Origin of the sequence: Endozoicomonas sp. (assembly GCF_031844845.1) — a bacterium.
GTDB lineage: Bacteria > Pseudomonadota > Gammaproteobacteria > Pseudomonadales > Endozoicomonadaceae > Endozoicomonas.
Genome location: NZ_JAVRMB020000136.1, coordinates 1 through 11,848, shown reverse-complemented (window position 1 = coordinate 11,848; position 11,848 = coordinate 1). Strand labels below are relative to the sequence as shown.

Below are 11,848 nucleotides of genomic sequence, written 5' to 3'. Positions count from 1 at the left end.
TTTAATGTCTGCTGAGCTTGTTGCAGAGATTCCCTGGCTTCCTGATCGAGAAAATCCAGCTGTAATCGGTGAATGCTGATAAGCATTTCATTCAGAGCAATCTCTTGCTGAATAATCTTCTCAGGAGATAAAGCAAGAGATTTCTCGCTGGCCTTTACACTCATTACCAGAAAGAGGGTGGATAAAGCGATAAAGGTAACAGCGCGAAAAGTCATAATGGCTTCCGAGTTGGGCTTTGATCAGATTTTTATCGGCAAACCGGTTGCCGGTTATAGGAGGCTGACCTGCGGGGCCTCGTGATTAAAGCGCCTGCAGGCTGAATGCACATCCATCCATGGATGCCAATTACTATTTGTATCAAAGTTACTCTGGAATAGACAGTCCGTAGCGCGGCAGGCTCTCAGGACTGTTTCAACTGCTCTTTCAATTTATCAGGTACGCCAGTGATGATTAGCTGGTCATTGGTTGCATCATAACGAATCTGTCCACCAAGAAGCTCCGCATCAAAAGAAAGACTGAGGCCCTTGCTTCTGCCCGTGTAACGCACAAGTTGTGTCAGTTTTCGGCGCTCCGGAGACATGGGGGTGCTCATGTCGTAATCACGGGTATTCACAAAGCGGGCAAAGTCATCCGGCCCTGCTTCGCTGAGGTGGCCGGTCAGCTCCTGCATGGAGAGACTCTCCCCTTCATCCAGTTTGTTCTGACAGAAATCATAAACCTGTCGTTTAACCAGAGTGCGGTTCTCTTCTACCGGTTCTTCCTGACAGTACGCTTCCACGGTTTTAAGCAGGGTATTTGCTTCTTCTTTGCTGCTGCTGGTTTCACTGCAGCCAATCACTTCCTGGAATACAGTGCTGAGGCGTTTACCACCCTTTGGGCGAAGAAAGGATAGATAGCGCCCGGCTTCAGGGTTTTTCTGCCAGTCTGTGATGTTGATGCGGCAAGCCAGGGACATACGGGCAGTGTCGAGATAGGAGGTGTCCTGGATGGTCAGTTCGTCAGTAATCATCACGCTGTTCTGGCTACTGAGCATGCAGAGCAACAGATAGCGCGTCAGCCCCTGCTGGTAATCTGCGAACATGACATAACCGCCACTGATAGCGCCAGCCTCACTCAGGCTCTGGCCAAGGCGGGTGAGTGTTTCAGCGGTTAATTGAGTAAAGCCGGAAGCCTGATCATCCGTGTCCTCTTGAGAAGAGAGGTCAAGATAGCTCTTCAGGCGTTCAGGGAGGCTATCCTCAGCCAGATCGGAGAACTGACCGTAACATTTGTCCGGTTTTTTATTGTAGGTGTGCAGCAAGTCATCCAGTACCAGCTCCAGAGAGGGTGAAGATACCAGACTCTGGGAGGCTGGAATGGCTTGCAGCTGTTCTGAACCCTGAGAATGATCCAGTTTGTGAACAATAATCTGTTTGATGGTCATGGCGTGATGGTAAGGGGTCCGGGTTGATGTGTCGGTATGGTACAAGGATTCCGTCTATTTTACTTTACTGAGTCAGGTTATGGTCAGTTCTCTGGTATCTGTGCCCTGACAGGCGGTAGTGAATCAGCGGCCAGATCAGGCAAATCCACAGGCTTATCCCGATACCCTGCAGCCAGAAAAGGGCATAGACAAGTCTGTAATCCTCCAGACCTTCCGGTTGCACAAATCGTAACGGCCAAATAACCAGCAGAGACAGCACTCCCGGAACGGTTCGTGTGGTCACCAACGCCCATGACAGTGTGAGCCTGGTGACTGAAGTACGGGTATTGGCGAGCAGTAATGCGGCTGCAGCCCCGAACAGAAGACCGGAATAGAGTGACAGTTTTTGATAAGGCAATGTGTCGCCAGTACCCAAGCCTATATCCAGTACTTCATGAATGAACACCGTAGCAAGCCAGGGGGAAGAGGTAATCAGTAGAAGAGAGATGAGTTGCCCGATAATCGGTTGGTTCATCAGCCAATTGATCAATGTTGCTTCATATTTCCAGCTGATAAAAACAATGCCTGCTCCAGCGAGGAGGCCCGCCACAATCTGGGCGGGGTAATGTACCCCCAGGTACAGCCTCGATAGTACAATCATGGCAATCAGGGTGAGTGCTACCAGTCTGAATACGATAGACCGGATAGACAGGAATGCGCCTCCCCAAAATACAACCGCGTTCTGGCTGTGTCCGGAGGGCATGCCCCAGCGATGCTCTTGCCAGTCATTAAATAGTTCCGGGTGTTCAAAGTAAGGTCTTGGCGAGTTGAGAAGATGCCTGCAACCGGAAAAAAGCAGTGTACTAGCTATTGTCGTACAGGCCAGTCGGGCACTCAGGGTCGTATACCCACTCCAGTAAAGTGCGGCACAAATCAGGAGATAGTTGCCTGAATAACTGGCGGTGGATATCCAGCGAAGCCAGAAATCCACGGGAGTAAAGAATACCTGAAGGTCAGCGATGAACTGGGTTGAGTCAATCATGGTGTTATCGTGGGATAAAGGGAGAAAAAAGATTATTAAGGCTCTGCTTTACCTGTTTGTCCAGTATATGCTGATTGGGGTTCACTTTAGCCATGAGTTGAATGCTTAAATAAAGGTTCAGGAGTTCGCTGGCAATGACCTCCTGATCAATACTGGCATCGCTGTTTTTTTCCAGATCTGTGGTGTTGTTAATAAATTCAATAAAACCCGTACGCAGTTGTTGAATACCTTTTCTGACCAGTTCTGATGCATCAGAAGGCAGTAAATGAAGTTCGTTGCTGGTGCTTACCAGAAAACAGCAGTTTCGGTAGGTGGCGTCCTGCTCATGACGGTAGCCTGAAGTGAAAAAGCGCCGAAGATCCACTAGCGATGGAGTATAGGCCAGATATTTGTCAATTCTTGGCTGAAGTTGCCACTCCAGATAGTGTTCCAGAGCGCAAAGGTATAATCGCTCTTTGCTTTTGAAGTGATAATAAAGGCTGCCAGGATGCATTTCGGTCACCTGTTCTAACTGTTTCAATGAACAGGCGTAAAACCCCCTTGACCAGAAAAGATCCATAGCATCATTGAGCACCTGTTGCCGATTGAACGAAGATGACCTTCCCATAAGCACCGTATTCATTATTGTCATTATAAGTTAGCAGACTTTTTCCATTGGTTAACAGTCTTATAGTTTTGTTTGCGGTTATTAATATCGGTCAGATGTTTGAGGATAGTTCTTTAAGAAGACCTCCTGTCCCATAGAGTTGATTTGCTGTTCAATCATCAGCTCAAAGGTATTGAGTAATGCCTGGTGTGCTGCTGGCGTCTGGCTGGCTTCACGAAGCAGGGCAACCGTTGCTTCCACTGTTGAGAGCGCGCCTTCACCGGGGGCTTTTCGAATGCGGTAGTCAGATCTGGGTATATGTTTCAGCTCAATGCATGGCAGTTGCTGAAGTGGTGGGTTGCTGTAATAAATTTTCTTTGCCTTTCGCCATGTGCCATCCAGAATAATGATGACTTCTGGTCTTTCTTTTGCCAAAACTTCCTGACTGGTTTTGGCATTGATCCCCGGAAATAGTAGATAGCAGCTTTTCTCAGCCATGACTCTTTGCAGCGGTTGATGGTTTGAAAAGTCCTCACCGATCCATACTTCGCAATTGCTGATGCCCATTTCCACGATGCGAGCCGTGTTCAGGGGGTGTCTGGATTCCCGTGGGTGTTGCAGAATAATGACATCCATACAGGCTTTTTCTTCTTTCAATGCTTTGCAATAGCACTGTTTTTCTGGTCTCTGGCAACGGGGGCAGTTAATTCTGGGCATACTATTCGGTGAGCGGATGAGAAAATAAAGTCGCTACCTGCCGCCCGCTACCGAAAAAGAACAAGCAGGCCCGGCTTTTTCGGGCAGCGGGAAGCGGGGTGCGGGCAGCGTTCTTCTAAAGATATATCAGGCGTTTTTCATCTGAAAAATCAGCTTTTCCACTGTGCAATCAAAATCAAACATGGCACGGATGACGGTCTGCCCATCCTGATCAATAATTTTGGCAGTAATTTTACAGTTGCCAGCACCAATTTTAGCGGCTTCTTCTTTAAGGTGGTCGAAGCGGGATTGAGCATTAACGCCAGAAAGGTCAATAGACAAAACAGAGTCGTCTTCCCGGATAACAGTGCCGACTTCAACACAATTGCAGGCAAGGCTTTCGTACTGGTCTTTCTCATTCATGGCTACTACCCTCAAAAAATACAGTCGTCCAGACGAAAAAAGCCGGGGAAAACCCCAGCTTTTTATTATTGAATCCGGATCATAACGGTGAAAATCAACTCACACCAGAATATTCATAACGAACATGGCCATCAGGGCATTCAGGATACAGATACCAAACATGATTGGGTAATGGCGACCATCGGTGCCTACTACGCCAAGAATACGTCCGGCATATTGAATAGTAGAGCCCATCAGATAGATGGCCGGTGCCAGAATCGCAAGGTCACGAGCCTGCAGAACGCCTTCAGAAAGCAACCCCACAGTAACACCAACAGCCCCACCCATGGACATAACGGCAGCCATCAGAACTGCAGCACCTTCTCCGGGAACACCAAAGAGAGCCATAACAGGACCGAATACGGTGGACAGGATGCCCAGGAAGCCGGTCATGCTCAGGACTTTGATGATGATGAAGGCCATCATGATGTTGGGAATGATACTGCCGATGCCGATGTTCCAGCCTTTGCGGGCGCCTTCAACAAAGACGTCAGTGATCATCTTTTTACTTTCAGGAGCAGCACTCATGATCAGTTAGCCTCCGCAGTCTTGGTAGTCATTTCTTTGTTGGTCGCTTTTTTGTCGATCGTCTTGAGATAAAAACGCATGATATTGGCGCCCACAATTTTGAAGACGAACATGACGGAAAGAGCCAGGCCAATGGAGCCAGGAACCGCTGCGCCAGTACTGTCAGTCAAGGTGAACAGAATGGCTCCGGAGCCAAAAAAGTTAACGATCAGGGCGCCACCGGAGAACTGGAAAGCCGTAAAGATATTTTTCTCGGTTTCATTCAGTTCGCCTTCGTCAACCAGGGATTTGGTCAGACCCGCACCGACGTCAGTAGACTGGAGGCTGCCAATGATGGCAAGACCGGTAGTGCCGGGAATGCCCATGATTGGACGCAGAATAGGCGTCAATAGTTTGCGGGCAGCTTTCAGGGCACCAAAGTGCTCCAATACGGCAATCATGCCCAGGGCAAACATACAGGTAGGAACCAGGCTCAAGGCAAACATGAAGCCGTCACGAGCACCGTTACCGCCCGCACCACGAAAATAGGTAGTGCCGCCAGCAGTATCTTTCAGCAGGTTACCGAAGCTGCCGTTAAGTGTGGTGAAGTCAAAAATGCCATACCACTCGTTGGACTTCAGGAGTCCGGAAAAAAACACTACGGCAAATGCCAGTGCAATATAGGCTCCTATGGATACCTTTTCCTGATCATCAGTTTTCATTGTTCCCCCCTGGGATATTTTTCAAGTCGTAGATAAGCGATTTATATGTCCACACTGACTGTGAGCTTATAAGGGAGTTGGACAAGTTAGAATCAGGGTTGGACGCAGTTTTTCGTCTATTGGTTTCGGTTCATACAGTAGTGCTATTTGTTTTCGATTCTCTTTCATCATTGTCTTGTTTGGGAGATGTTTGGTTTTGGTGAATATTGAAGGAGTTAACCGTTAGATTGGTTTTTTTATGTGAAGGTATGGAGCCTTTCGTGGGTAGGTGATTTCCCTTTTTTATTACGGTTTTCTGGTATAGGCTGCGTCACATCGAACTCACTCATACAAGCAGTAAATTGTCATGAACAACCACCTGTTTTTATTCAGATGGACTGCTTATGACAGCTTGTGGAGGCAAAGTAGGCCGGAAAAACATCGAAAGGCAAATAGCTATGTCAGAAAAGCCATCAGAGAACCCGTCGTCGCTGCGTCGAAATGTCAATATGCTGGGTACCTTGTTGGGCGACGTAATCAGAGACCACAAGGGAGAGGCCTTTTTCAACAAAATTGAAGCTATTCGTCAATTGTCTAAAGCTGCCCGCAGCGATGAGACTGATGACGACGGCGTTAATAAAAAGGCTGAACAGCAGGCGTTACTGGATCTGTTGCACAGTCTGCCCGATGATGAGCTGGTACCCGTAGTACGATCTTTCAGCCACTTCCTGAACCTCACCAATATTGCCGAGCAGTTTCACCTGGTTTCCAGAGACTGTGAAACCAGTTACTGTGTTCCCGACCACTTTCGCGAGTTGCTCAAAGCCCTGAAGAAAAAAGGCTTTACTGATCAGCAAATTGCAGAGAAAGCCTCTGAGCTGGATGTTGAGGTAGTGCTCACTGCCCACCCAACCGAAGTAACCCGTCGTACATTAATTCAGAAATATGAACAAGTATTCCAGTGCCTTAGCGAACTGGAAAATCAGTCTCTGAGCGATAATGAAAAACAACAGTTTGAAGAGCGTATTCGCCAGCTGATTACTCAGGCATGGCATACCTATGAATTTCGCAGTAAGCGACCAACGCCGGTTGATGAAGCGAAAGGTGGCTTTGCTACCATCGAAAACTCACTGTGGAATGCGGTTCCACAGTTCGTTCGTCAGGTGGATGAGCGGTTACACGAGATCACCGGGCAGCACCTGGCCATTGATGCAGTGCCTGTTCACTTCTCATCCTGGATGGGTGGCGACCGGGATGGCAACCCCTTTGTTACCTCAGAAGTTACTCGTGAAGTGCTATTGCTGAGTCGCTGGATGGCGGCCGATTTATTCCTGAGAGACCTCAAGCCGCTGATCAGTGAACTCTCCATGAATGACTGCAATGATGAACTGCGGTCATTAGTGGGGGATTCCCGTGAGCCTTACTGGACAGTACTGAAAGATCTGCGGGAAAAACTGAAGTATACACGACAGTGGTGTGAGCGTGGTCTGGCCAGACAGAGTGATGCTTACTTAGTAACTCACTCAGTACCCACGGCCGGTGTGCTTCTGGATAATGAACAACTGATTAAACCATTAAAACTCTGTTATGAATCACTTCATGCCTGTGGTCTGGGTGTTATTGCTGACGGTCCGCTGCTGGACATACTTCGAAGAGCGTACAGTTTTGGCCTGACCCTGGTTAAGCTGGATATCCGTCAGGAGTCTGGTCGTCATACCCAGGTACTCAGTGAACTGACCAAAGCCCTTGGTCTGGGGGATTATGAGCACTGGGAAGAGTTGGAAAAGCAGAGTTTTCTGCTGAAAGAACTGCAGAATTCAAGACCCCTCCTGCCCCACAAATGGACGCCTTCTCCGGAAGTTCAGGAAGTTATTGATACCTGTCGTGTAGTTGCCGCTGAAGGTTCAAGAGCCTTGAACTGTTATGTGATCTCCATGGCAAAGCAGCCATCGGATGTGCTGGCAGTAGCTCTGTTGCTGAAAGAGTGTGGCGTTGACTTTGATATGCCCATCGCCCCGCTGTTTGAAACACTGGACGATCTGGATAACGCTGCTGAGTGTACTCGACACCTGTTGTCTTTGCCCTGGTATCGAGGCTACTGCCATGGTGGGCAGATGGTGATGATTGGCTACTCTGACTCTGCCAAAGATGCGGGCTGGATGGCAGCAGCCTGGGCACAGTACCGTGCGATGGAAGCGGTCACTGCGGTCTGTGCTGGGGCCGATGTCAGACTGACTCTGTTCCATGGCCGTGGGGGTACCATCGGTCGTGGGGGAGGCCCTGCTCATGCGGCGATTCTTTCCCAGCCTCCTGGCTCGGTAAACAATCGTCTGCGGGTGACTGAACAGGGTGAAATGATCCGCTTCAAGTTTGGTTTCCCGCAGGTCGCTGTGCAGAGCCTGATGCTTTACGCCAGTGCAACTCTGGAAGCGACCCTGTTACCGCCACCCGTGCCGAAACAGGCATGGCGTGATGTGATGGATCAGCTATCCGCTGATTCGGTCAGGGTATACCGTGGTGTTGTCCGGGATGAACCTGACTTTGTGCCTTATTTTCGTGCGGTAACGCCGGAGATGGAGCTGGGTAAATTACCCCTCGGTTCCCGTCCTTCAAAGAGAAATCCCAATGGCGGTGTTGAAAGTCTGCGTGCGATTCCCTGGATCTTTGCCTGGACGCAGATTCGCCTGATGTTGCCTACCTGGCTGGGCTGTGGTGAAGCGCTGAAAAATTCGGTCAAGAACGGCAACCGGGATGTGCTCGAAGAGATGATGGCCAACTGGCCGTTCTTCAAAGCTCGCCTGGAAATGCTGGAAATGGTCTTTATGAAGACCGATGCCCAGCTGGCCAAATATTATGAAGAGCAGCTGGTTCCGGAAAACCTGCGCTACCTTGGTGAGCGACTCAGACTTATGTTGTCGTCTGCTATTGAAGTGTTGCTGGGTCTTAAAGAAGGGGATGAGCTGATGTCCGCTCACCCTCAGATCAAGGAAGCCATTTCATTGCGCAACCCTTACACGGATCCACTGAACTTCCTGCAGGCTGAACTTTTGCAGCGGGTTCGCTCTTATGAGCAAGAGAAGGGTGAGGATGCTGAAGTGGGTAAGGAACTGGAGCAGGCGCTGATGGTCACCATTGCGGGTATTGCAGCGGGTATGCGTAATACTGGCTAATGGCTTACCCTGATGGTTTGAACTCGCTCTGAAATAAAAAGCACCCATATATAACAATATGTGGGTGCTTTTTTATTTCTGGTTATTGGTGATTTAGAAAAGTCTGGAACTATACTAAGCAGACGCTGGCTTAACACTGAGTATTTATTTAATCCTTCCAACAGAATTTCGGTCCTTCTTCAAATACCATCTTTTTTATCACACAACTAGCGAAGTGTGCTTCCTGAATCTGATCCGGAACCAGTATGTCGCAGTCGTTTAATATCCTGAAACAACCCAAACCCTTCTATCTGATCTTTTTTATCGAGATGTGGGAGCGCTTTGGTTATTACGGGCTGCAAGCCCTGTTGTCAGTCTATCTTGTGCGTCAGCTGGGGATGGAAGACAGCGATGCGTTTGTCACCTTTGGGGCTTTCAGTGCCCTGGTGTTTGGCCTGGTGGCCGTCGGTGGTTATGTGGGGGACAATATTTTCGGCACCCGGCGAACCATTGTACTGGGGGCCCTGGTGATGATGACCGGTTATCTGCTGATGGCCTTTTCCGGTCATAATGTGACCATCGTCTATCTGGCCCTGGGAACCATTGCGGTGGGTAATGGCCTGTTCAAGGCCAATCCTTCCAGCCTGCTGGCAAAGTGCTATGAGGAGGGGGATGGCCGACTTGACGGGGCTTTTACCCTCTATTACATGGCCATCAATATTGGCTCCTTTTTCTCCATCAGCCTGGTGCCCTATATCGCTGAATACTTTGGCTGGAGCGTTGGCTTTATGGTCAGTGCCATCGGGCTGCTGGTGGCGGTGAGCAACTATTTCTTTATGCGACACTGGGTTGAGGATTATGGTTCTGAGCCGGATTTCCGGCCGGTGCCCTGGAAAACCCGGGGGGTGCTCTACCTTTGTGTGATCGCAGCCTGTGGTGGCAGCGCCTGGCTTCTGGAGCATGTGCAGCTGGCCAATATTCTGCTGGCCCTGATCAGCACCGGTGCGCTGGTGATGTTTTTCCGGGAGATTATGATGGCCAGCGGCGGGGAACGGCGAAAAATGATAGTAGTGTTGATTCTGATGCTGCAAGCCGTTGTCTTCTTCGTCATGTATATGCAGATGCCCACTTCGCTGAATTTTTTTGCCATTAATAATGTTGAGACTCATATTCTGGGTTTTACCATCAATCCGGTGACTTATCAGTCCCTGAACCCATTCTGGATTATGGTGGCCAGCCCGGTACTGGCCTGGTTCTACAATCGTAATGAGTCCGGTGGCGGAGGCCTCAGTATGCCCACCAAGTTTGCCCTGGGCATGTTGTTTACTGCGGTCAGCTTTCTGGTCTTGCCCCTTGGGGCGCTCTGGGCCAGTGAGATGGGGGTGGTTGCTCCCGGGTGGCTGGTGCTCAGCTATTTTTTCCAGGCCATCGGTGAGTTACTGATCAGTGGGCTGGGGCTGGCCATGGTAGCCCAGCTGGTACCGGAACGGTTGCACGGGTTTATTATGGGGGTCTGGTTCCTGACCAGTTCTACGGCGTCGGTGATTGCCGGTCATGTGGCGGGTTTTACCGCCGTTGGCACCGGAGAAGCTGCCACTCCGCTGGCCACGTTACCGGTGTACAGCCAGTTCTTTACCAATATGGGGCTGATCTCGCTGGCGGTAGGACTCATTATGTTGTTTTCTGCCCACAGGCTGGACCGGATGATCTCTGACTAGTGACAAGGTTGGGTCGAGCGAATGCGAGCCCCAACATAAACCCACAGCAGCAAAAAACAATCCGCAAAAAAAACGGCACCGGCAGTTCAGACTGTAAATATTTAACGGCTGTTTATGGGGGGCGTCGAGATTTGTTGGGGCTCGCGCCGCTCGACCCAACTGGTTTCATTGAAACCATGTACCAGGTGGAAGCCTGAATTGTTCCAGACTGGCATTTTGTCGGTTTTACTGTGGTGAAAATGGACTACTCTGCAAGGGAGAAAATAAATTGAGAGGTTAGTGCTTATGCCGTTTGTTTCTGTGAAGACGGTCAAGGGGCTGTTTAATGAAATCCAGAAGCAGGAAGTTATGGATGGCATTTCTGATCTGTTAGTGAACGTTGCTGCAGGTGGTGAAGATCGTTTTCAGCGGGCGGTCTGGGTGGTTATAGAAGAACAGGAACCCGGAAACTGGAGTCTGGGGGATAATAGCCCAGAGTTAGAGGTATCAAGACAAAAACGTGGCTCTGGAAAGTCCTGACGCCGGTGATGCTGCTGTCGGTTACAGGGTGTAGTCGGCAGTAAAAATCAGGATGGTTATTCATCTTGCTGGTGTCTCGCTATGGTAGCACTGTTGTTTCTACTTTATCTGGCGGCAGCCATTGCTCTGTTAAGAAATGCCTTAAAGTCAGGGTTGGGTGTTTATTTTATCGCTTTTTGCTTATCTATTTACTGGTTTCACTTTCACGCCTCATCGACATTACGAATTCTTTTATAACGGCTCTGGAAGATTCGATCACCATGAATCTGCAAACCCATGACCTGTCCCTCTTTTTGCGTTATCTGAATGCACTGGGGCTGTTGGCGCTGGACGCTGTGCTGATATATGCACTCTATGACCAGTTTTTTAAACAGGATTTACCCTGTCCACTTTGTTTATTGCAACGGGTTGGGTTTGTTGCCTGCATGGTCGCCTTGTTGCTGAATATCACCTACGGATCCAGACCATGGCATTATGGCTTACTACTGCTATCCGCTGTTTTTGGTGCGACGGTTGCCTTGCGGCAGGTTAGCCTCCATGTGATTCCCGGAACACTGTCTTACGGTGAAGACTTTTTTGGTATGCACTTCTACACATGGGCTTTTGTCTCTTTTGTCAGCATTATTCTGTTAACAAGTCTGTTACTGCTTGTCCCGAATCAATATCCAGAGCACGAATCGTTTATTGCATTTATACGTCAGCCTTTGTGGGTCCGGTTAATCGTTGCGGCTGGTCTTCTGGTTATTATGGTTAATATGGGGGCTGCGCTTATAGAGTGTGGGTTTTGGGTTTGTGATGATAACCCTGAGAGTTACAAGCTCCTTTTACCAGCCTGGTGAGCTAGTGCAGCTAAGTCCTGATACCCATACTGCCGTCATTCCCGCGAAGGAGGGTGTCGCAAAAGGGCAAAACACCCTCCGACCGTCATCCTCGCGAAGGCGGTTGTCGCAAAACCCTCCTCGCTCCCACGCTTTTAGGCCCTGTGGGTCCTGCGTGGTAGCGCCAGGACCCAACCACAGACACGATTCCTGTGGTTGGCTATGCATTCCCACGCAGAGCGTGGGAA

General features: G+C 49.5%; 13 protein-coding genes. 5 read left to right on the top strand and 8 right to left on the bottom strand.

Features of this window, described 5'->3' with window-relative positions:
• The 8 genes from RM811_RS06885 to RM811_RS06850 all read right to left on the bottom strand — a co-directional run.
• Nucleotides 1–215 (bottom strand): hypothetical protein (locus RM811_RS06885; RefSeq protein WP_402522192.1); only part of this gene is annotated, 215 nt, incomplete at its 3' end.
• Between the two features lie 185 nt (nt 216–400).
• Nucleotides 401–1,468, bottom strand: a complete 1,068-nt coding sequence (locus tag RM811_RS06880) for a nucleoid-associated protein (protein WP_402522189.1) — start codon at nt 1,466–1,468, stop codon at nt 401–403.
• Between the two features lie 19 nt (nt 1,469–1,487).
• Nucleotides 1,488–2,444, bottom strand: coding sequence for a phosphatase PAP2 family protein (locus RM811_RS06875; RefSeq protein WP_402522187.1), 957 nt, complete (start codon nt 2,442–2,444; stop codon nt 1,488–1,490).
• Nucleotides 2,445–2,448: 4 nt separating this feature from the next.
• Nucleotides 2,449–3,075: a TetR/AcrR family transcriptional regulator gene (locus RM811_RS06870; protein ID WP_402522185.1), complete on the bottom strand. Its 627-nt coding sequence runs from the start codon at nt 3,073–3,075 to the stop codon at nt 2,449–2,451.
• Between the two features lie 57 nt (nt 3,076–3,132).
• Nucleotides 3,133–3,747, bottom strand: coding sequence for a tRNA-uridine aminocarboxypropyltransferase (locus tag RM811_RS06865; RefSeq protein WP_402522183.1), 615 nt, complete (start codon nt 3,745–3,747; stop codon nt 3,133–3,135).
• Nucleotides 3,748–3,873: 126 nt separating this feature from the next.
• Nucleotides 3,874–4,149 carry a DUF406 family protein gene (locus RM811_RS06860; protein WP_402522181.1) on the bottom strand — a complete coding sequence of 92 codons (276 nt, stop codon included), beginning with the start codon at nt 4,147–4,149 and terminating at the stop codon, nt 3,874–3,876.
• A gap of 99 nt (nt 4,150–4,248) precedes the next feature.
• A complete protein-coding gene (locus RM811_RS06855) occupies nt 4,249–4,716 on the bottom strand; it encodes a YjiG family protein (RefSeq protein ID WP_402522179.1) in 468 nt (155 codons plus the stop codon).
• 2 nt (nt 4,717–4,718) lie between these two features.
• Nucleotides 4,719–5,417 carry a nucleoside recognition domain-containing protein gene (locus RM811_RS06850; RefSeq protein ID WP_402522177.1) on the bottom strand — a complete coding sequence of 233 codons (699 nt, stop codon included), beginning with the start codon at nt 5,415–5,417 and terminating at the stop codon, nt 4,719–4,721.
• A gap of 437 nt (nt 5,418–5,854) precedes the next feature.
• On the opposite strand from RM811_RS06850, the gene ppc reads away from it, so the two are divergent.
• The 5 genes from ppc to RM811_RS06825 all read left to right on the top strand — a co-directional run bounded on the left by ppc (nt 5,855) and on the right by RM811_RS06825 (nt 11,621).
• Complete coding sequence (gene ppc, locus RM811_RS06845; protein WP_402522175.1) at nt 5,855–8,566, top strand: phosphoenolpyruvate carboxylase; 2,712 nt, start codon at nt 5,855–5,857, stop codon at nt 8,564–8,566.
• A gap of 245 nt (nt 8,567–8,811) precedes the next feature.
• Nucleotides 8,812–10,263 (top strand): oligopeptide:H+ symporter, encoded by a 1,452-nt coding sequence (locus tag RM811_RS06840; protein WP_402522173.1) that lies wholly within the window; start codon nt 8,812–8,814, stop codon nt 10,261–10,263.
• Nucleotides 10,264–10,548: 285 nt separating this feature from the next.
• Nucleotides 10,549–10,782, top strand: a complete 234-nt coding sequence (locus RM811_RS06835) for a 4-oxalocrotonate tautomerase family protein (RefSeq protein WP_402522171.1) — start codon at nt 10,549–10,551, stop codon at nt 10,780–10,782.
• An 81-nt stretch (nt 10,783–10,863) separates the two neighbouring features.
• The gene (locus RM811_RS06830) at nt 10,864–11,019 is read left to right on the top strand and encodes a DUF5993 family protein (RefSeq protein WP_402522168.1); all 156 of its coding nucleotides are present in this window, start codon (nt 10,864–10,866) and stop codon (nt 11,017–11,019) included.
• A 23-nt stretch (nt 11,020–11,042) separates the two neighbouring features.
• Nucleotides 11,043–11,621 (top strand): disulfide bond formation protein B, encoded by a 579-nt coding sequence (locus tag RM811_RS06825; RefSeq protein ID WP_402522166.1) that lies wholly within the window; start codon nt 11,043–11,045, stop codon nt 11,619–11,621.
• The last annotated feature ends 227 nt before the right edge of the window (nt 11,622–11,848 follow it).

Bases quoted from the DNA above. Each gene is read 5' to 3' on its own strand.
- RM811_RS06875 (WP_402522187.1), bottom strand. From the start codon at position 2,444: ATGATTGACTCAACCCAGTTCATCGCTGACCTTCAGGTATTCTTTACT.
- RM811_RS06870 (WP_402522185.1), bottom strand. From the start codon at position 3,075: ATGACAATAATGAATACGGTGCTTATGGGAAGGTCATCTTCGTTCAAT.
- RM811_RS06865 (WP_402522183.1), bottom strand. From the start codon at position 3,747: ATGCCCAGAATTAACTGCCCCCGTTGCCAGAGACCAGAAAAACAGTGC.
- RM811_RS06860 (WP_402522181.1), bottom strand. From the start codon at position 4,149: ATGAATGAGAAAGACCAGTACGAAAGCCTTGCCTGCAATTGTGTTGAA.
- RM811_RS06855 (WP_402522179.1), bottom strand. From the start codon at position 4,716: ATGAGTGCTGCTCCTGAAAGTAAAAAGATGATCACTGACGTCTTTGTT.
- RM811_RS06850 (WP_402522177.1), bottom strand. From the start codon at position 5,417: ATGAAAACTGATGATCAGGAAAAGGTATCCATAGGAGCCTATATTGCA.
- ppc (WP_402522175.1), top strand. From the start codon at position 5,855: ATGTCAGAAAAGCCATCAGAGAACCCGTCGTCGCTGCGTCGAAATGTC.
- RM811_RS06840 (WP_402522173.1), top strand. From the start codon at position 8,812: ATGTCGCAGTCGTTTAATATCCTGAAACAACCCAAACCCTTCTATCTG.
- RM811_RS06835 (WP_402522171.1), top strand. From the start codon at position 10,549: ATGCCGTTTGTTTCTGTGAAGACGGTCAAGGGGCTGTTTAATGAAATC.
- RM811_RS06830 (WP_402522168.1), top strand. From the start codon at position 10,864: ATGGTAGCACTGTTGTTTCTACTTTATCTGGCGGCAGCCATTGCTCTG.
- RM811_RS06825 (WP_402522166.1), top strand. From the start codon at position 11,043: ATGAATCTGCAAACCCATGACCTGTCCCTCTTTTTGCGTTATCTGAAT.